The 20,758-nt window shown below is 50.1% G+C and carries 14 protein-coding genes; 1 reads left to right on the top strand and 13 read right to left on the bottom strand.

Features of this window, described 5'->3' with window-relative positions:
* Nucleotides 1–196: 196 nt before the first annotated feature.
* The 13 genes from acs to lon form a co-directional block, all read right to left on the bottom strand.
* Nucleotides 197–2,095 carry an acetate--CoA ligase gene (gene acs / locus DXT99_RS13095; protein ID WP_115566018.1) on the bottom strand — a complete coding sequence of 633 codons (1,899 nt, stop codon included), beginning with the start codon at nucleotides 2,093–2,095 and terminating at the stop codon, nucleotides 197–199.
* A gap of 111 nt (nucleotides 2,096–2,206) precedes the next feature.
* Nucleotides 2,207–4,135: a propionyl-CoA synthetase gene (locus DXT99_RS13090; RefSeq protein WP_115566017.1), complete on the bottom strand. Its 1,929-nt coding sequence runs from the start codon at nucleotides 4,133–4,135 to the stop codon at nucleotides 2,207–2,209.
* A gap of 11 nt (nucleotides 4,136–4,146) precedes the next feature.
* Nucleotides 4,147–4,539 (bottom strand): response regulator transcription factor, encoded by a 393-nt coding sequence (locus DXT99_RS13085; protein ID WP_115566016.1) that lies wholly within the window; start codon nucleotides 4,537–4,539, stop codon nucleotides 4,147–4,149.
* Nucleotides 4,540–4,543: 4 nt separating this feature from the next.
* On the bottom strand, nucleotides 4,544–7,267 hold the full coding sequence (locus tag DXT99_RS13080) for a sensor histidine kinase (RefSeq protein WP_115566015.1): 2,724 nt from the start codon (nucleotides 7,265–7,267) through the stop codon (nucleotides 4,544–4,546).
* A gap of 3 nt (nucleotides 7,268–7,270) precedes the next feature.
* A complete protein-coding gene (locus DXT99_RS13075; protein ID WP_115566014.1) occupies nucleotides 7,271–7,486 on the bottom strand; it encodes a hypothetical protein in 216 nt (71 codons plus the stop codon).
* A 170-nt stretch (nucleotides 7,487–7,656) separates the two neighbouring features.
* Nucleotides 7,657–9,345 carry a sodium:solute symporter family protein gene (locus tag DXT99_RS13070; protein WP_115566013.1) on the bottom strand — a complete coding sequence of 563 codons (1,689 nt, stop codon included), beginning with the start codon at nucleotides 9,343–9,345 and terminating at the stop codon, nucleotides 7,657–7,659.
* A 45-nt stretch (nucleotides 9,346–9,390) separates the two neighbouring features.
* Nucleotides 9,391–9,654, bottom strand: a complete 264-nt coding sequence (locus DXT99_RS13065; RefSeq protein ID WP_115566012.1) for a DUF4212 domain-containing protein — start codon at nucleotides 9,652–9,654, stop codon at nucleotides 9,391–9,393.
* A 45-nt stretch (nucleotides 9,655–9,699) separates the two neighbouring features.
* A complete protein-coding gene (locus DXT99_RS13060) occupies nucleotides 9,700–11,037 on the bottom strand; it encodes a hypothetical protein (protein ID WP_115566011.1) in 1,338 nt (445 codons plus the stop codon).
* 239 nt (nucleotides 11,038–11,276) lie between these two features.
* On the bottom strand, nucleotides 11,277–11,696 hold the full coding sequence (locus DXT99_RS13055; RefSeq protein WP_115566010.1) for an IS1/IS1595 family N-terminal zinc-binding domain-containing protein: 420 nt from the start codon (nucleotides 11,694–11,696) through the stop codon (nucleotides 11,277–11,279).
* A gap of 427 nt (nucleotides 11,697–12,123) precedes the next feature.
* A complete protein-coding gene (locus DXT99_RS13050) occupies nucleotides 12,124–12,852 on the bottom strand; it encodes an SDR family NAD(P)-dependent oxidoreductase (RefSeq protein ID WP_115566009.1) in 729 nt (242 codons plus the stop codon).
* Between the two features lie 292 nt (nucleotides 12,853–13,144).
* Nucleotides 13,145–14,545 carry an ATP-dependent protease ATPase subunit HslU gene (hslU, locus tag DXT99_RS13045; RefSeq protein ID WP_115566008.1) on the bottom strand — a complete coding sequence of 467 codons (1,401 nt, stop codon included), beginning with the start codon at nucleotides 14,543–14,545 and terminating at the stop codon, nucleotides 13,145–13,147.
* Between the two features lie 67 nt (nucleotides 14,546–14,612).
* The gene (gene porQ / locus DXT99_RS13040; RefSeq protein ID WP_115566007.1) at nucleotides 14,613–15,659 is read right to left on the bottom strand and encodes a type IX secretion system protein PorQ; all 1,047 of its coding nucleotides are present in this window, start codon (nucleotides 15,657–15,659) and stop codon (nucleotides 14,613–14,615) included.
* A 100-nt stretch (nucleotides 15,660–15,759) separates the two neighbouring features.
* Nucleotides 15,760–18,249 (bottom strand): endopeptidase La, encoded by a 2,490-nt coding sequence (lon, locus tag DXT99_RS13035; protein ID WP_115566006.1) that lies wholly within the window; start codon nucleotides 18,247–18,249, stop codon nucleotides 15,760–15,762.
* A gap of 223 nt (nucleotides 18,250–18,472) precedes the next feature.
* Here lon and DXT99_RS13030 point away from each other — a divergent pair, with 223 nt between their 5' ends.
* Nucleotides 18,473–20,458: an OmpA family protein gene (locus DXT99_RS13030; RefSeq protein ID WP_246000711.1), complete on the top strand. Its 1,986-nt coding sequence runs from the start codon at nucleotides 18,473–18,475 to the stop codon at nucleotides 20,456–20,458.
* Nucleotides 20,459–20,758: the final 300 nt, after the last annotated feature.

Here is a 20,758-nt window from a genome sequence, read left to right as displayed (position 1 = left end):
ATAGCTTTTTCGACTTACTTCCTGCGCTTTTACTAAAGCATATATATAAAACAATACAAGAAACTTTATAGCACTTACAGCCTCTTTGATTTCATTTTATACATAACCGTCATGATTTTTGAGAAGCAAAGTAGCACAAGCACAAAAAAGCCCTGCAGCATGCACTGCAGGGCTTTTAAGCAAATCAGAATGCCGCTTATAAAGCGCCTTCTTTTATTTCATCTACTACAGTAGGGTCTAACAGTGTAGAGGTGTCACCCAGGTTGGAAGTGTCGCCTTCGGCTACCTTGCGTAGAATGCGACGCATGATTTTACCGGAGCGTGTTTTGGGCAGGCCACTTACCACCTGTATCTTGTCCGGACGAGCAATCTTGCCAATCTTTTCTACCACTGTCTCGATTATCTCTGCACGAAGCCAATCCATGTGCTCCGGCTTATCCTTTAGCGTAACAAAGGCATAGATACCCTGCCCCTTCACATCGTGCGGGTAGCCCACCACTGCCGACTCCACCACATGCTTGTTATGGTTAATGGCTTCCTCAATCTCTGCTGTTCCGAAGCGATGGCCGGACACATTTATCACATCATCCACGCGACCAATAATGCGGTACAATCCATTTTCGTCGCGCTTGGCACCATCGCCTGTAAAGTATAAACCTTTGTAGGTGGAGAAGTAGCTGAGGCGGGCACGCTCATGGTCTCCGTAGGTGGTGCGGATAATGCCCGGCCACGGAAACTTCATGCACAGGTAGCCTTCCACGCCATTTTCTTTTATCTCGTTGCCGTCACTATCCACCAGTATAGGTTGTATACCTGGCAGCGGCAAGCCCGCGTGGCTCGGCTTCATGGGCGTTACACCAGCTAAGGTAGAAATCATGATGCCGCCCGTTTCTGTCTGCCACCAAGTATCCACCACCGGGCTTCGGTCTTTTCCAACGTGGGTGTGGTACCAATGCCAGGCCTCCTCATTGATAGGCTCACCCACCGAGCCCAGCACCCGCAGCGAGTTCAGGCTATAAGACAGTACATCTTCAATATCACCGCCCATAAGCGCACGGATGGCGGTTGGTGCGGTGTAGAAAATAGTTACTCCGAACTTATCCACCACCTGCCAGAAACGGCCGTTGTCCGGATAGGTCGGCACTCCCTCAAACATGACAGAGGTAGCGCCGGCCAAAAGCGGACCGTACAGCAAGTAGGTATGCCCCGTTATCCAGCCGATATCGGCCGTGCACCAGTAAATATCACTCTCCTCTAACTGAAACACATTGCAGAAGCTATACTGCGCATACACCATATAGCCGCCACAGGTATGCACCACCCCTTTCGGCTTGCCCGTTGACCCGGAAGTATACAGGATAAACAGCATATCTTCAGCATCCATCTCCTCGGCAGGGCATTCTTTACTTACGCCCTCTACTTCCTCATGGTACCACACATCGCGGCCTTCCTTCATGTTCACAGCCCAGCCCAGGCGCTCCACCACAATTACTTTCTGCACCGATTCGCAACTCTCCAGCGCCTCATCCACCACGCGCTTTACGGGTATCTGCTTGGCGCCGCGGTTCAGGCCATCCGACGTCAGCACCATGCTGCACTGGGCGTCGTTTATCCTGTCGGCCATGGCCGAGGCAGAGAAACCGGCAAACACCACCGAGTGAATGGCACCAATGCGGGCACAGGCCAGCACGGCTATCGCCAGCTCCGGAATCATGGGCATATAGATACAGATGCGGTCGCCTTTCTTTGCCCCGTTCTTCTTCAGCACATTCGCATACTGGCACACCCTCTCGTACAGCTCGCGGTAGGTATAGCGTATAAAGCGCTCTTTCGGGTCGTTTGGCTCCCAGATAAGGGCCAGCTTGTTGCCGCGCGACTTCAGGTGGCGGTCCAGGACGTTCTCAGTTATGTTGAGTTTGCCGCCCTGAAACCACTTGATGTTCGGTTCTTCAAAGTTCCACTCCAGCACCTTGTCCCACTTCTTCCGCCAGGTAAAGGTATCGGCTATATCGGTCCAGAAGCCTTCCGGATCCTCTACACTGCGCTTGTAAGCTTCCTGATATTCTTCATTGGTTTTAACTTGATAGTTGATCATGGCTAAGGTTCGGTTTTGTGTTATGGTTTATCTTATGAAAAGAGGTCATCACTATGGAATGTGTGCCTCGCTCAAACTTATATTATTCTGTAAGGTCAGTGTTCTCTTAAATCAGCTGGCAAAGGCATTTCCTGTTTTTCTTTCTTTCAGGCGGTCATGTATCTCTGTCAGAATGGCCGGGTCATCTATTGTAGATGGTACGGTATAAGGAGTGCCGTCGGCTATGTGGCGCATGATTTTACGGAGTATCTTACCGGAGCGGGTCTTAGGCAAGCGGTTCACGATCAGCACGTTTTTAAAACAAGCCACGGCTCCTATTTTTTCCCTGATGTGCGCCACTAGTTCCTCCTCTAACTGCGCCTCAGAAATGGTCTGCCCGTCTTTCAGCACTACCAGCCCGATAGGGCGCTGCCCTCGCAGCTCATCGGCTATGCCAACTACGGCACATTCGGCCACGGCTTTATGCGAGGCTACCATTTCTTCCATCTCCCCGGTGGAAAGGCGGTGACCGGATACATTAATGACATCATCTATACGTCCCATAATATAGACATAGTTGTCTTCATCTATATAGCCGCCGTCACCGGTCAGGTAATAACCGGGGTAGCGTTCGAGGTAAGCCTTTTTAAAGCGCTCATCATCCTGCCACAGGGTGGGCAGGCAGCCGGGAGGCAAGGGCAGCTTCACCGCTACGTAGCCCTCCTGGTTTGGGATGAGCTGTTTACCTTTTTCATTCAGAATCTGCACATCGTAGCCGCACACCGGCTTTCCGGCAGAACCCGGTTTGGGAGCATGTTCCTCCAGCCCCACCATGTTTGCTACCATCGGCCAGCCCGACTCTGTCTGCCACCAGTGGTCTATTACCGGCACTTTCAGCATGTCTTTTGCCCAGTAATACGTGGCCACATCGCAGCGCTCACCAGCCAGAAACAGGTATTTGAGGGAAGGTAAATCGTACTTCTTTTTAAACTCCCCCTCCGGGTCTTCTTTTTTTATGGCCCGGAAAGCGGTTGGCGCCGTGAACAGCACCTTTACATGATGCTCCTGTATAACACGCCAGAATGTACCGGCATCCGGCGTGCGCACCGGCTTGCCTTCAAACAGTATAGTGGTGCAGCCATGGATTAATGGGCCATACACGAGGTAAGAGTGCCCTACGGCCCAGCCCACATCCGAGGCCGCCCAGAAGGTTTCACCCGGGTCCACACCGTACACGGCTTTCATGCTGTACTTCAGCGCCACGGCGTGCCCCCCATTATCGCGGACAATGCCTTTGGGTTTGCCGGTGGTGCCGGAAGTATACAGAATATAAAGCGGATCGGTGGCATCTACGGGCACGCAATCTGCTGGCTCGGCTTGCTGCAGCAGGTCTGCAAAATCCAGGTCGCGGCCGGGTTGCATGGCTGCTGCTACCTGTGGCCGCTGGAAAATAACAGTGTGGCCGGGCTTGTGCATGCTATCCTGCAGGGCTTTGTCGAGTAGCGGCTTGTACGACGGTATCACACGGTCGAACTCAATACCGCAGGAGGCGGAGACCACCACTTTTGGCCTCGCATCATCAATCCGCACGCTCAGTTCGTGTGGGGCAAAGCCCCCGAACACCACGGAGTGTATGGCCCCTAAACGGGCACAGGCCAGCATCGCTACCACCGCCTCCGGAATCACGGGCATGTAAATCACTACCGTGTCTCCTTTCTCCACCCCCAGCCCTTGCAGGGCACCGGCAAAGTGAGCCACCAAATCGCGCAGCTCCCGGTAGCTGTATTTCTTTATAGTATCTGTAACCGGGGAGTCGTAGATAAGGGCAGTCTGGTCGGCGCGACCGTTTTCCACGTGAAAATCCAGGGCCAGGTAGGCTGTATTCAGCTTACCACCTTTAAACCAGCGGTAAAAACCGTTCTCATCGGTGCTGAGCACCTGCTGTGGCTGCTCATACCAGGCAAGCCGCGCGGCCTGATCTCCCCAGAAAGCTTCCGGATTTTCTATGCTCTGCTTGTAGGCCTTTAGGTAGTCTTTAGTTGATGAATTGTGTGTTTCCATAGCTTCAGCATTTACTTTGAAACAGTTCCCGTTAACTCCTTTATCTTCTCCATCAGAAAGCGGGTCGAGAAAGGCTTCGGAATATAGAGATCTGCCCCTGCCGCATAGCCTTTTTTGATATCTGCCTCCTTTGTCTTGGCGCTAAGGAAAATAACCTTTGCCCCGCTCATTTCTTTTTTCTCCCTGATCCGGCGGCATACTTCGTAGCCGTCCACATCGGGCATCATAATATCCAGTACCACCACCTGCGGCAGTTCGCTGTTCACACTCTCCATAGCCTCGGTGCCGTTGCGCGCAATAAAAACCTGAAAGCCATTCTTGCGCATCAGGAACTCCAGCGGCATCAGGATGCTGGGCTCGTCATCTACCACCAGTATTTTCAGCTTCTCTTTTTCCTGCTTCATACTATTATGCTTTAGCTGCCGGAACCGGCACATTTACAGGCAACGTAAAGGAGAACTTAGCGCCTTTGCCCGGTTCACTATCCACCCACAGCCGCCCCTTGTGCGACACAATGATTTTTTTGCAGATAGCCAGTCCCAGCCCACTGCCCTCCGGCTTGCGGATGTTCTGGTTCCGGGCCTGGTAAAACTTATCGAATATCTGCTCCTGGCTCTCCTGGTCTATGCCTTTGCCGTTGTCCATCACATTCACTTTCACTTGTCCATCAATCCAGTAGCCCGACACCGTAATTTCCCCCTGTTCCGGGTTACAGAACTTGATGGCGTTGGAAATGAGGTTTACCAGCACCTGTATCAGGCGGTCGCGGTCGGCCAGTAGCGGGGGCAGATTCTGCTGTACATCCACCACCAGCGTAATCCCCTTCTCCTCTATCAACCGCTCCAGTGCTTCCACCGATTCCTTTACCACCTCCCGCAATTGCACTGGCGCTATGTTCAGCTCCTGTTTTCCGCTCTCAAAGCGCTCCAGATCCAGCACCTGCGTTATCAAGCGGCTCAGGCGCTCCGACTCCTTCACGATAGTCTGCAGAAAGTGCTCCTGGTCCTCCCGCTCCAGCTCGGGGTTATCATACAATATTTCAGACAATGCCCTGATAGAAGTTAGCGGCGTGCGCAGTTCATGTGTAACTGTAGAAAGGAACTCATCTTTCAGCTCATCCAGCTGCTTCAGGCGCTCGTTGGCGCTGCGCAGTTGCCCCGTAGCCAGGCGCAGCTCCTTTGACTTGCGCCGCAGCTCATTATTCATGGAAATGAGTTGCTGCGATTCGCGCAGGATGTCCAGCACCTCGTCTATGCTTATCTCCTCCTCCTTCACGACTGAGCCCACCATGATATGGGCCGAAGAGGAGCCGATGACGCCTGACAAAAGCTTCTCGGCATAAGTCACCAGTTTTGGGTCCGCCAGACCAGTTTCGCTCTCAGGGGCAGGATACTTCCGGTGAAATGTCTGCAAGGCACTTTCTGTACGCTGTTCCCCCAGAAAGCTAATTAACAGTGATCTGATGTCAGGCAGGTAAGCGGTACCTTTCCAGATGATAGATGATTCGTACACAGTAGAGTACCGGAAGATATCCACAAACACCTCTGCCTGGTTCCGTTCCTGCGAGGTCTGCCGGCTCAGCAGCGATACCCCAATGTACAGTGCTGTGTTAAGGGACATGGTCCAGAACATAGCATGGGAGATATAATCCAGGCCCTGCAGCCCAAAAAGCTCGAAAGGCTTCAGCAGGGCTATCCCAAAAGCACCTTCGCTCATCACGCTCGTTGGCAGCATGCTCACACCTACCATAGACGGCACCACTAACGTATAAAACCACAGCACAGAGCCCATTATAATGCCTGCCAATGCGCCGCCTTTGGTGCCCTCCTTCCAGAAGATGCCGCCTATAACAGCCGGTGCAAACTGTGCCACTGCCGCAAAGCTCACCAGCCCCACCTCTACCAGCGAGTAGTACTCTGCCACCCCTTTGTAGTAGAGGTAGGCCAGTACCAGCACCAGCAGAATACAAAGGCGGCGGCTGTAGATCAGGAAGCGCGTCAGCCGGTCCTGGTTGCCTGTTTTAAAGTAGGGCGTACCTACCATCAGCGGCATCACCAGGTTGTTGCTCATCATCACACTCAGGGCAATGGTCGCCACAATCACCATACTGGTAGCCGCCGAAAAACCGCCCAGGTACACCAGCAGCGCCAGCACCCCCTGGCCCTGGCTCAGCGGAATAGCCAGCACAAACATATCGGCATCGATGCTGCCGGGGGCAAAGAGCAGGCGACCACCCAAGGCAATGGGCAGCACGAAAATATTGATCACGAACAGGTACAGCGGGAACAGCCACATGGCCTTGTTCAGGTGCTGTTCGTTTACGTTCTCCACCACGGCTACTTGGAACTGGCGGGGCAGGAAAAGGATTGCCAGCATCGAGAGGAATATCATCCAGAACCACTCACCGTAGCCACCTTCACTTCTGAACGTCATCAACTCCTCAAAGTCTGGCAGCTGTACCGCCTGCGCCATAATATCATCGAACCCATTGAAGACAAAGTAGGTCACGAATACACCCGCCACTATAAACACCACCAGCTTCAGCACCGACTCAAAAGCAATGGCCGTCACCATTCCTTCGTGCCGTTCAGTGGCTTCTATATGGCGCGTGCCATACACAATGGTGAACAGTGCCAGCCCAATAGCAATGAAGAAAGAAGTGTCCGGGAAAGCCTCTGCCTCCATGGTCGTGCTTGTTAACACACTCAGGCTGCTGGCAATGGCTTTCAATTGGATAGAGATGTACGGAATCACGCCCAGCACACACACCACCGTCACGATGCTACCCAAGGTTATATTCTTACCGTAGCGCGAGGAAATGAAGTCGGCAATGGTGGTGATACGCTGCACTTTGCAGATGCGAATGATCTTGCGCAGCACCACCCACCACAGCGGGGCCATCAGTGTGGGGCCTATGTAGATGGCAAGGTATTCCAGCCCTGAAGTGGCGGCACGCCCTACGCTGCCGTAATAGGTCCAGGCGGTGCAGTACACCGCCATAGAGAGGGCATAGATATACGGGTTGCTCACAAAGCTCTTGCCCGCCGCTGAACGCGTTTCTGCCCATGAAGCCAGCCCGAAGAGCAAAGCCAGGTAGCAAAATGACACCCCGATGACGAGCCAATAGTTCATTCCTTATTGTTTTGTCTCTCTTTTAGTTCTGCTCCTTTCCACAAATAATCCAACGGCCACAATACACCCCAGCCATACCAACATGATGTACAGGTACAGCACCGGCACCCCTGCCACCATGCCCCCTTTGTTGAAGATAGAAAGCACAGGGAAGCTTAGCAGTGCCAGAAAGAGGACACTGATGAAAAAGAGTCGCCTGCCTTTTACCTTGTCTTGCATGGGGGAGAGTTAGGGAGTTTGGGAGTTAGAAAGTTAGAGAGTTAAAAAGTTGTTCTGGATTAGTGAACCCACCCCTAGCCCCTCCAAGGAGGGGAATTACTACCATGAGTATGACTCCCTTTCTTGGAGGGAAGGGTTAGGTCTTTTCTTTTTTATTAACTCACAATCTGTTAATGATGTGATGCTGTACCTGCACCGCGTGGTATGCGGATATCCTCTACCAGCTCCTGGATATGAACCGGAGGGGCTGGTGTGAAGCGAGACACGATACTCGATACAATGAAGTTAAGAATCATACCTAAGGTGCCAATACCTTCCGGTGAGATACCAAACCACCAGTTTTCAGGCACATTGGCCGCAGGGTTAACAAACTTAAAGTACGATATATAAGCTATGGTAAACAAAAGCCCGGAAGCCATGCCCCAGATGGCACCCTGCTTGTTCATACGGGTAGAAAAAATGCCCATGATGATAACAGGGAAGAAGGAAGCGGCAGCCAACCCGAATGCAAAAGCAACTACTTCTGCCACAAAACCCGGAGGATTGATACCGAAGTAACCTGCAATCACAACCGCCACCGTAGCGGCGGCACGCGCCGCTATCAACTCCTGCTTCTCAGAAATATCAGGCGTAAGCGACTTTTTTAATAAGTCGTGGGCAATAGAGGTGGAAATAACCAGCAACAGGCCAGCCGCTGTAGAAAGCGCCGCTGCCAGGCCACCGGCTGCCACTAAGGCGACTACCCAGTTAGGCAGTTGTGCAATCTCCGGATTGGCCAGCACCATGATGTCCTTATCTATTATCAGCTCATTCTCTTCCGTGTTTTTCACATATTGTATCAGCCCGTCTTTGTTTTTGTCATACACCTCAATCAAGCCTGTCCGTTGCCAGTTATTCATCCATTGCGGCATAGAGGCAATTTCGCGCCCGCTTGTGGTTTGCAGCATGTTGTACATACCATAGGCTCCTACAGCAGGGGCAGTGGTATAGAGTATGGAGATAAAGAGTAACGCATACCCTGCTGACTTACGGGCATCCTTCACTTTAGGCACTGTAAAGAAGCGCACAATTACGTGTGGCAAACCAGCAGTACCCACCATAAGAGCTGCAGTGATGAAGAACACATCAATTGTTGACTTGCTGCCTTCCGTATAGGCAGCAAAACCGAGTTCGGTCAGTACGCCATCCAGCCTGTCCAGCAGATAGCCTCCTTCTTTCAACTCGCCACCAAAACCCAGCTGCGGGATGGGATTTCCTGTGAGGAGGATGGATATAAATATGGCGGGAACCATATAGGCGAAAATCAACACGCAGAATTGCGCCACCTGCGTGTACGTGATTCCTTTCATACCTCCTAACACGGCATAGAAAAGCACGATGATCATACCAATGATAACCCCTGTGTTGATATCTACTTCAAGGAAACGGGAAAATACGATACCCACTCCGCGCATCTGGCCGGCCACATAAGTAAAGGAAATAAAGATAGCACATACCAGCGCCACCATACGGGCAGTTTTAGAGTAGTACCGGTCCCCGACAAAATCAGGCACCGTAAATTTGCCAAACTTGCGCAGGTACGGTGCCAGGAGCAGGGCCAGCAATACGTAGCCACCCGTCCAGCCCATGAGGTAAACAGAACCGTCGTACCCCATAAACGAGATAAGGCCGGCCATGGAGATAAAAGAGGCTGCCGACATCCAGTCCGCCGCAGTGGCCAATCCGTTTGCCAACGGAGACACGCCTCCGCCCGCCACGTAAAAGTCCTTTGTGGAACCCGCTCTGGACCAGATAGCAATGCCAATGTAAATGGTAAACGTGATTCCTACGATAATATATGTCCAGGTTAAAATACCCATTGTCTTATAAGTTATAGTTGAACTTCTTTATGATAGAAAAGGTGATTAATCTTCGTGCACATCAAACTCCCGGTCCAGCCTGTTCATCAGCCACACATAAACGAAGATGATGATAACGAAGCAGTAGATGGAGCCCTGCTGGGCAAACCAGAAGCCGAGCTTAAATCCTCCCATCCTAATCTGGTTGAGTTCATCTTTTAAAAGTATCCCGAAGACAAACGAGACCAGAAACCATATGCCAAGCAGAATAAAGAGAATCCGGACGTTGCGCTTCCAGTACTCCTGCATTTTTTGTCTGTTATTTTCCATGTTACATTTTTAAGATTTAGGTGTCTGTTATAAACTACTATATTTTTATAAGTAAATCATTGCCTGTAGCGTAATCTCCGGTCTGTACTTCAGGTCACTGGGGTTGGTGAAGTCCGGGCGATGGCGGTAGTTGAGTGTCAGCTTGGAGTGGTGCCCTTCCAGCAGCAGGTTAGCGCCAACGTCCAGCACCTTCACAGGCACTTTATCTCCCCCGTCGTTACGCACACCATCAAAACGCCCATAGCTGTAGGCGGTATAGGGCTGCAGGCGGGCTTCTTCTCCGAACAAACCCCGTGGCAGCAGGAAACCGGCCTGTCCATACACTATATCGCCTGTACCTATAGCGGGGTATGCATTGCCCCGCAGCGCGCCGCCGCCAGTGGCGGGGTTTAGAAGGCCGATGCTGCGCACGTGGTTTCTGCCGAAGTTATAATCGTAATAGGCAGCATAGGCCGTAACCGCAGTACCTGATTCTATATTAAGTGGCAGATCGAGGAAAGCATCTGCACCAAAAAGAGTAATGTTTTCTTTAAAAGTCTGCATACCCACAAATGCCGGCTGCTCCCGCCACATACCATCTTCGTTGTGCATAAAGCCGGCACCGAGGTTAAAGACTCTTTTAGTGCCCAGGTAGGTGCCTACCATAAAAGGCAGGAGGTTCGACTCCTGCTCCATGAACTGGTAATTGAAATAACCCTGGTATACTTTTTTGTTGTTTCTGGGATTAAAGTCTGCTACATCGGAAATACCCTCCGCGGTGTTTGTCTGGAAAGGGTTGTTCACAGCTACACGGTAATCTAGTTGACCGATTTCACCTTTAGCATACACACCCAGCATGCGGGCAAACTGGTCGATAGTTTCTATAGTTGGCCAGTTGAAGACTGGCGCATCCAAAGTCAGGATGTTCAGGGTGCTGGCATTGGACATGCGTGAAATACCGTTCCAGTAGTGGAGGCCTGTACCCATCGACAAATAATCACCAAACACCTTGTACTCTACCCAGGCATCGTGCATAAATAGCTGCGGCTTTTTGCCGTCGTTGTCCAGGTAGCCGCCACTCACCGCGTTCTGGTTGTTTATTCCGAAATGGGTTAATATCAGAAAGCGTGGTGATATCTGGGAGTAAAGCAGAAAGCGGGAACGCCGGAGGCCAACATCAAATGTACTGTTCTGCAATTCTCCGTTTCTGAGGGAACCGGAGTTGTTCTCGTTATAGCGTGTCCACACCTGGTGCCATGTGATAATGCGAAAATACTTGGAACCATCCTCGTTAACCGGCACTTTCATACCCGCACCATAAAGAACGGACCCCTGCGCCATCGCACTTTCTCCGAAACAGCAGAGACCAAGCCCCACTACTATCCTTAACAATACTTTTCTCATTGATTTTCAGGATTAAATAAAGAAGAAAAACAATGGGCAGCTGCTCCCTGATATCGATAAGCTATTTTAAGCAAATGCCGGAATAAAGGATAAACGGAAGTACTTATATGGTAATTTTCTATACATACGCACTTCTTATTAAGATTAAATCATTATGTATCAAACAATTATATAAAACAAGAGCTGCCATCTTATGTGATGGCAGCTCTTGTTTTATATTTCTTAGAACGGCGTTCTGCTTATTCCCTAAACCTTTTCCATTTTATCATCATGTACTTATCGCCTAGTTCTGTTATCATCATGCCAGCCCCTTTTAAATTATCACCCAGTTTCATGTATTCTACCAGTTCGGTATGATTCAATATTTTGTAGGTAGGATGGTATTCTGTTTGCTCCGGCGCCTTAATTTTGTATTTCCGAACCCAGTTCATCACCGACACATGGCTTACGCCCAAAATACGCTCTATTTCTCGGTAACTGATTCCCTCGATGTATAGCTGCAGCGCTTTAGTGACATAATAGCTATCAATGTTCTTACCTAGTTTGTTCACTGAGAAATAATAGGCACAAGGCTTACAGCGGTAGCGCTGTCTATCATTTACGATGCCACTTTTCACTACTTGCGAGGCACTGCAACGCGGGCAAACAGGGTTTTTCATCTATCAGGGATATAAAATTGAGTAATCAATCACTATGTATATCAAGTTAGCGTATCTATAGTAATTTAGCAAAATAGTATATAATTTTATGTTAGTTGTCGGTATAGTCGTGACTAATTGACATTAGGGTACATAGCAGTCCCAGCGGGACGACCTGGTGATAGCCTGTATATTAGCAGGATCTTAGGTCCCAGAGGAGCGACCTGTAAATATTATCTAACAGGTCGCTCCTCTGGGACTCAAAGCAAAGCAGACAGGGCTTTGCTTTAATCAATTTGCAGTTTCCTCTGGTACTATACTTAAAAAGCCCTACCTATAAACGGTAGGGCTTTTTAAGTATTTTTTATTTTCTGCTTTTGGCAGTGTATACGCAAGTATGGGAGCAGAAAACAGCGAATTAAGACTGAGTAGCACCATTCAGGCTACACTACATATCCCGCACTGATACAATTACCTCTCTATACTTGTCTGTATTGTGAAGGAAGTTCACGATTTTACTTCCAACTTCCTCTGGTGAGGCCAGTTCTCCTTTGGCTTTATAGTCACGGAACTTCTCTACGGTGCTGAACCTGCTGGCGTCTGACTCCCGGATTTGCCCCTGCATACCTGTATCCACCACACCCGGTGAGAGCGCGTATATTTTAACGCCGGAGCCGCGCTTGTCCTGCTCCAACTGTACTGTTTGCGACAGCATATCTATAGCCGCTTTGGAAGCACAGTAGCTGGCCCAACCATCAATAGGATGTTTGCCTGCACCGGAGCTCACGTTTACCACCACCTTCTGCGCCTGATGCTGCTGGTATACCTGCAGAAACGTGTTCATGAGCATAGCCGGCACTACCACGTTTACATCAAACACAAACTGGAACATCTCGTTCTGCATGTTCTCCCCCACATAACCAATGTCTCCCAGCACACCCGCATTATTAATCAGCACCAGCTTCTGCGCCTCCGGGTAAGAAATGAATACCTTCTGCAGGTTATGTTCTACCGCTTCAATATCAGAGAAATCAAGGGGCTGGTGACGGTAATTCTCATGCTTGATACTATTGGTGCGGGACACGCCCACCACACGGTTATTTTCGTCTTCTAACAACTCTTCTGCGATGGCTTTGCCTATGCCTTTGCTGGCTCCTGTTATAATGTAGATGTTCACTTTTCTGAATGATGAATGATGAATTATAATTTACGAATGAGGGGGAGGTATAGGTTAGTTATTTGAACATGCCTTGCATGTGTTGGCAAAAAATCTCTAACCACTCTCCTGCTTTCACAGACTTAAAAACAAAAAAGCTGGTGCCCCTGCCATAGCAGAAGCACCAGCTTTTGATATATAATTCAGCTAGAGGAAGCGAGTCTGGAGACTCTTACCCACCCTAAGTCACGGGATAGATTCCCGCGCCAGAAGATATTTTAACTTTCTAACTCTTTAACCCTCTAACTTTTAACTATAGAATATACTGACTCAGGTCGCGGTTCTTTACCATGCCTGCCAGCTTTTCCTGCACCGTTTCACGGGTGATAACGATATGCGCGTTCGGTCCGATTTTGTCCGGCACATCAAACAGGATATCATTGAGCAGGCGGCTCATAACCGTGTGCAGACGGCGGGCACCGATGTTCTCCACCTCTGAGTTTACCTCAAAGGCAATGGAAGCGATTTCGTCCAGTGCTTCGTCGTTAAAGCTCAGATCAACATCCTCAGCAGACAGCAAGGCCTCATACTGCTTGGTAAGGGCGTTTTTCGGGAACTTCAGGATTTGGTAGAAGTCATCCTTGGTCAGGCTATCCAGCTCCACACGAATCGGGAAACGACCCTGCAATTCCGGGATCAGGTCAGATGGCTTGGCCACGTGGAACGCTCCGGCTGCTATAAACAGGATATGGTCGGTGTTGATGATGCCGTACTTGGTATTCACCGATGAACCTTCCACAATAGGCAGCAGATCGCGCTGCACCCCTTCGCGGCTTACGTCCGGGCCACCGCCGCCTTTTTTACTGGAACTGGCCACTTTATCAATCTCATCGATAAATATAACGCCAGAATTCTCTGCTTTAAAAATGGCCTCTTCTTTTACTTCATCCATGTCGATGAGCTTGGAAGCTTCCTCTTCCAGCAAAATCTTGCGTGCTTCGGCAATGGTTACTTTGCGCTTCTTCGTTTTCTTCGGCATCATGCCGCTGATCATCTCCTGGATGTTCATCATCGAAGCTTCATCCATGCCAGGACCTAAAGCCCCTACACCAGGCATAGCGCTCTGCTGTATCCGGATTTCAATCTTGCGGTCTTCCAGTTCTCCGTTGCGGATTTTTTCACGGAATTTCTCGCGGGTACGCTCGTTCAGCTCATAATCACTGTCAGGCATCACACCAGGGTCGGAGGAGTAACCAACAGCTGAATTGGTATTACCCCTGCCCTGGATAGGCGGAATAAGGGCATCCAGGATAATATCTTCCACTACTTCGGCGGCACGCTGCTTTACTTCTTCTTTTTTCTTATGCTTCACCATGTTCACCGACTGCTCTACCAGGTCGCGCACCATGCTTTCCACATCGCGGCCTACGTAACCTACTTCGGTAAACTTAGAAGCCTCCACTTTAGTAAAAGGCGCATCTGCAATCTTGGCCAGGCGGCGGGCGATTTCTGTTTTACCCACACCTGTTGCGCCAATCATGAGAATGTTGTTCGGCACAATCTCGCCTTTGATGCTCTCATTGGCATTCATGCGGCGCCAGCGGTTACGAAGCGCAATGGCTACATTGCGCTTGGCATCGTTCTGCCCGATAATATATTTATCCAGCTCCGCTACAATCTGGGCCGGGGTTAAATGTTCTATGCTATCTAACATGTCGTTTCGTTTTTGAAAATGTCTTACGCACTACAGCTGATACACTGCCATAGCTTATACACTTATTTTAACTACTCTTCTTTTTAAGGAATGTACGGGTGTTGGTGCTCACGGTAACATAATGTGTGGCGCCGGACGGGTGGAAAAAGGCACTGCCATAATTCAACTCAAACGTCCGCACCCGCAGCATGGCTCCCAGTGAAAAACCTGCCCCCCCGGAACGGGTATCAAGCCGCAGTTCTTTCCGGCGCAGGTGGTTATACCCCGCCCGCACCTGAAAATTCTTACTGAACACAAACTCCGCTCCGGCTACAAAATGCCGGGCTATCTTATCACCTAAAGCCTTCTCTTCCTTCACCTCGTTCCCATGCTCATCCAGCTGCCCCGGTGCATTTGGGTCTAGGTACACAATATCGAACTGGTAGAGGCGGTGCGCCGTGAGCGAAAGCCGTACGGGCATATGCTCCGGCTTATAGCTTAGACCCAACTGGGCATCAAAAGGCATTGGCTGCCGCTCTCCTCCCTCATACGGTTTTACCTGGTAACCGACGTTCTTAAAAGCCAGCCCCACCGTAAAATCCTTCTCAGGGTGTTTGAACGCCACTCCTGCATCTGCCAGCAAACCCACTGCCTGATTCCCCGCTATACTCGACACCGCTACTTTTGCAGTGGCGCCCACTGTAAAGGCCTCCACCTGCCGGGCATGTGTCAGGTTGATGTTATACTCATTTACGCTAAAGCTGCCTTCTGCAGCCCCGGTGGCGTCGCGCTGTACAAAATCACCGTAGTTCAGGTAATTTACGCCTGCTGCCCACCGGCCATACTTCTCAGCGTTGAAAGCATAAGCCACGTTACTCTGCCTGATATCGGCCAGGTAGCCTACATAGCTCAACGACAGCTGGTTGTCCATCTCCTCGTTCAGCAGCGCCGGGTTAGCCGCCACCATGTTCACATCATGTGCGCCCGCCGTTACGTTCACTCCACCCAAAGCCGCTTGCTTCGCACTGCCCGGAAGCTCCAGGAAAGGGAAGCTCCGTTGCCCGCCTACCTGCGCCTGCGCCGTTAGCGATAAGCTTAGTAGCAGGAGGATTAGCGTTGGCTTGTGTACTTTCATGCTTCTTACAGCTTTTTAGAGCGTAATGTTGAATATTGAATAACTGAATTTTGAATTAAATAAATCCCATATTCAAAACTCAGTTATTCAATATTCAACATTAACTTTCAGCCTTCTCTTTCTCTTCCGTCAAAGTCAGCTTAAGCGGGTGTTTTACCTTCTCCTTCAGCAGGGCTATTTTCACTACTTCATCCACGCGGTCTACATAATGTATACTTAATCCTTTGATGTAGTGCGCCGGAATTTCGTTGATGTCTTTCTTATTTTTCTGGCAAAGGATGATATCAGAGATACCAGCACGCTTGGCCGCTAAAATCTTCTCTTTGATGCCGCCTACTGGCAACACTTTGCCGCGCAGGGTTATTTCACCGGTCATGGCCAGGCGCGACTTCACCTTACGCTGCGTAAACACAGAGGCGATACTCGTGAAAATGGCAATACCCGCCGACGGTCCATCTTTTGGCACAGCCCCTTCCGGGAAGTGAATGTGCAGGTCGTATTGGTCGAACAAACGGTAGTCAATCTCCAGCAGTTCTGCGTGTGCTTTCAGATAAGAGATTGCCGTCATAGCCGACTCCTTCATCACATCACCTAATTGCCCTGACAGCGTCAGTTTGCCTTTTCCTTTGCTCAGGATAGACTCTATAAACAGAATATCACCACCTACAGAGGTCCAGGCCAGGCCTGTTACCACACCTGCCGTGTCGATGTCCTGGTATATCTCTTTATCAAAAATTTCGGAGCCTAAGATCTTCACCACCTCTTCCGGCTTGATGGTAGAGGGATATTCCTCCTCCATTGCCTTTAGCTTGGCTGTATTACGCATCAACTGCCCTATCTTCCGCTCCAGGTTTCTTACACCCGACTCGCGTGTATAGTCATCTATCACTTTATGGATGGTCGCTCTCGGCACCTTCACGTCATCCGGTTCCAGGCCGTGCTCCTTCAGCTGCTTTGGCACGAGGTGGCGCTTGGCTATTTCTGCCTTCTCCTCCAGGGTATAGCCTGTAATCTCTATGATTTCCATACGGTCGCGCAGGGCGGGCTGTATGGTATCCAGTGAGTTGGCCGTGGCGATGAACAGCACCTTCGACAGGTCATATTCCACATCCAGGTAGTTGTCCATAAACGTATGGTTCTGCTCCGGGTCCAGCACCTCTAGCAAAGCGGAAGCCGGGTCGCCACGGAAATCAGATGCCAATTTGTCAATCTCATCCAGGATAATGACCGGGTTAGAAGAGCCTGTCTTTTTGATTTGGCTGATGATTTTGCCCGGCATCGCCCCCACATACGTGCGGCGGTGCCCACGAATCTCTGCCTCATCCCGTACACCACCCAACGACATACGCACATAGTTGCGGCCTAAGGCCTTGGCCACAGAACGGCCCAAGGATGTTTTACCAACTCCCGGAGGGCCATAGAGGCAAAGAATCGGCGCTTTCATGTCGTTCTTCAGCTTCAGCACGGCCAGGTATTCCAGAATGCGCTCCTTTACCTTCTCCAGGCCATAATGGTCAGCGTCCAGTATCTTTTTGGTGCGCTTCAGGTTAAAATTGTCTTTGGTGAAGTCATTCCAGGGCAGGTCGAGCAGGAACTCGAGGTAGTTAACGGCTACCGGGTATTCTGCCGCCTGCGAGTTCAGGCGGGCCAGCTTCTCGATCTCCTTCTGAAAGTGCTTCGCCACAGGCTCCGACCATTTCTTCTTCTTCGCCCGCTCTCTGAATCGTTCTATCTCCTGGTCTGGTCCCTCCTGCCCCAGCTCATCCTGCAGCACTTTTATCTGCTGACGCAGGAAATAATCACGTTGCTGCTGGTCAATATCGGTATGTACTTTTGTATGGATCTCCTGCTTTAGCTCCAGCATCTGAATCTCGAGGAGCATGAGCTCCAGCAGTTGGGTACCACGCTCTTTGCTGTCGTTCACCTCCAGCAATGCCTGTTTCTGCGCCACTTCCACATTCAGGTTGCTCGACAGAAAATGCGTCAGAAAGCTTGGGCTGTCGATGTTATCCAGCGCCACCTGCGCCTCCTGCGGTATCTCCGGGTTCAGCTTCAGCATTTTGCCGGCCGCATCTTTCAATGACTGCACCAGCGCCTTCACTTCTTTGCTCTTCTTATCCAGTGGCGTCTCCTCGCAGAGGCTCACCTTAGCCGTCAGGAAAGGGTCTTCCTGCTTTATCTCGTCTATCTGAAAGCGGCTCTGGCCCTGAATAATAATAGTGGTATTGCCGTCTGGCAGCACCAGCATCTTCAGGATTTTGGCGACGGTACCTATATTGTACAGATCTTCCCCTGTGGGATCGTCGCTGTTGGTGTTCTTTTGCGCCACCACGCCCACCACTTTACTACCGGCATGAGCCTTTCGCACCAGCTTCACAGACTTTTTGCGGGTTACCGTAATCGGCAGCACCACTCCTGGGAAAAGTACCGTATTGCGCACTGCCAGAATCGGCAATTCATCCGGCAGATCTTCGGTCTTTACGTCATCCTCAATTTCTGCCGTTATTACCGGGATGAGCTCGATATCATCGTCATCAGAAATTCTGCTTAATAATAGATTTTGTAAAAATTGATTGAATGTATAGTTCATATGTAGAATAATGCCATTTTGACAGAAAAACACTGTTGTCCCCCGTTTTTCTGAACTCCCGTAGTAATGTCAAGTCTTGTGCCAAGGCTATTATGGCAGAAGTATTGTCTATTAAACTTTATAAAATTGTAAAGCCCTCCTCAAAAATTATAGCAAGTTATAATGCTTTCATAAAATATAGCTAAGATTTGATATCTTTGGAACTCAGGCAACACATTTAAAAATGATGAAACGATCTCTCTTGTTGGCGCTTTACTTGCTGCTGTTCCATCTTGCCTTCACAAGCCAGGGACAACAGTACAAGCACATTCCACTCGACTCAGACGCAGGCCTGAATGTTCATAAAAAAGCTCCTGCTCCCGAGCTTCACCTTAATTTCCCCAATTTAAATAAAATCCCTTACTATCACGAGCCCAGAAAGCTTGCTGCCATACAAAAATTAGAGAAACGCAAGCGCTATGACCAGGTGCTGCCGCTGCTAATGCAGTACGTAAAAAACTTTGGGGTTCAGAACTTTTACAAAGACACACACCTGCTCTGGCGCCTGGGCCAGCTATACGAGAAGCGAGGGGACCAGGAAAGGGCAATAGCATTATACCGCCTTGTACTGAAGCACCACCGTACCGATGTACGCAAAATTCTCTCCCATTACGATTCCCTGGAGCAGAACACCAAGGACTATTATGTACCGCTCGATTACTACTATGAGCTGGTAGAATACCGGAAGTCCATTGCTACTTTCCAGCCGCCGAGAGGGGTGTACATCAACATGGGCAACGCCATTAACTCTGACCACGCTGACTACGGCCCTACCCTCGGCGATGAAAACGAGATGTTTATATACACGTCGAAGCGTAACGTGAACTACCTGGGGATGGAGACCAAAGTAAATGAGGATCTGTTTTACAGCAAACAGAACAACGGCTACTGGGAAGATGCCCAGTCCTTCGGCAAACCCATCAACAGCCAGTTCAACGAAGGCTCCGCCTGCCTGAGCCGCGACGGCAAAACCCTTTACTTTGCCCGCTGTGAGTCACCGGACGGCATGGGCAACTGCGACCTGTATGTGGCCTCTATGCAAGCGGATGGCAGCTGGGGGCAGATCAGGAACCTGGGCGCCAACGTAAACTCTGAAGCCTGGGATTCCCAGCCGACGCTCTCTACTAATGAGGACACGCTTTACTTCGCCTCTGACCGCTTGGGAGGCTTCGGTCTGTCAGACATTTACTATACCTATAAAACAAAAGGAGGCAACTGGGCGAAAGCTAAAAACCTTGGCCCGGTGGTAAATACCCGCGAGAGCGAGGTGAGCCCGTTCTACCACCCGCTGTACCAGGTGCTGTACTTTTCCTCCAGGGGCCAGCTCTACAACTTCGGTGATTTCGACATCTATAAAACCTATAAGGTGCAGGGGCACTGGCAGGAACCGCGTAACATAGGACCGCTTGTAAACGGGCGGGGCAGCGAGTACTATTTTACGATTGATGCCGCCTCTAAAAACCTTTACTACGCCCGCTCCGAAGCGGACGATATAGAGAACCTGGACCTGTTCTCGTTTCCGCTACCGATGGAGGCCCACCCACTGGCCGTTACCAAAGTAGAAGGTACCCTAACGGATTCAGTTACCCGCAAGCCCCTGTCTGGCATTGTCTCTGTTATTGACCTGGAAAACGGCATAGAGATTTCCTCGAAGTATATCCGCCCCGATGGCACTTTTGAGTTTGACCTGATCGATAAGTCGCGCTATATGATACTGATTCAAAGCCCCGACTTTTTCACTATTGAAAAGGAGTTGTCGTTGGAGCAGGATACCGCTTTCCAGGTAATGACCAACGTGATAGACTATAGTGTGCCGATGGTATTCAAGAACATTGAGTTTGAGCAGAACCAATCGAACATAATTGAGGAAATGAAGCCGATACTGGACGAGGTGGCGATGTTTATGATTGACCATCCCAGCTACAGGCTGGAAATAGCTGGCCACACAGACAGTTTCGGCGATCCTGACTTTAACCTCTCCCTCTCTCAGGACAGAGCGGATGCCATCAAAAGTTACATAGAACGGCAGGTAAACATTGGCAATGATCGCATTGACGCCATTGGCTATGGCAGCCAAAAGCCCTTACGTGAAGAAAAAACAGAGGAAGACCGCCGTTTGAACCGCCGGGTAGAGTTTACGATTATTAAACCGAAGAAGAGGGGTTTATAAAATGTTGCTTCAGAAGTAGTTTCGAATTCAAATATTGTTCGAAATATTCTGTCTAAGCTGCCGTAGTGGTAGTTCATCCAGCGGCTCATGAATAGCCTTTTTCATAGCTTGCTACTTGCGCTCCACTCCCGCGGGGGCGCGTTTTCCTGTTCAGCGCTGTGTAAATTTCCTGCCTAACCTTTAGATTAGCAGTATATCATTTTTCCAATAGCTATACTTTCATATTACCAGGCATAGATGTAACTTTTACCTATACCTGAAGAGCAGTCAGGGCACTACCTGCCTAACGAGGCGAATAGG

The organism is Pontibacter diazotrophicus, from assembly GCF_003367245.1.
GTDB lineage: Bacteria > Bacteroidota > Bacteroidia > Cytophagales > Hymenobacteraceae > Pontibacter > Pontibacter diazotrophicus.
The sequence above is the reverse complement of the archived record's forward strand: the minus strand, read 5'-3'. Positions and strand labels throughout refer to the sequence as shown.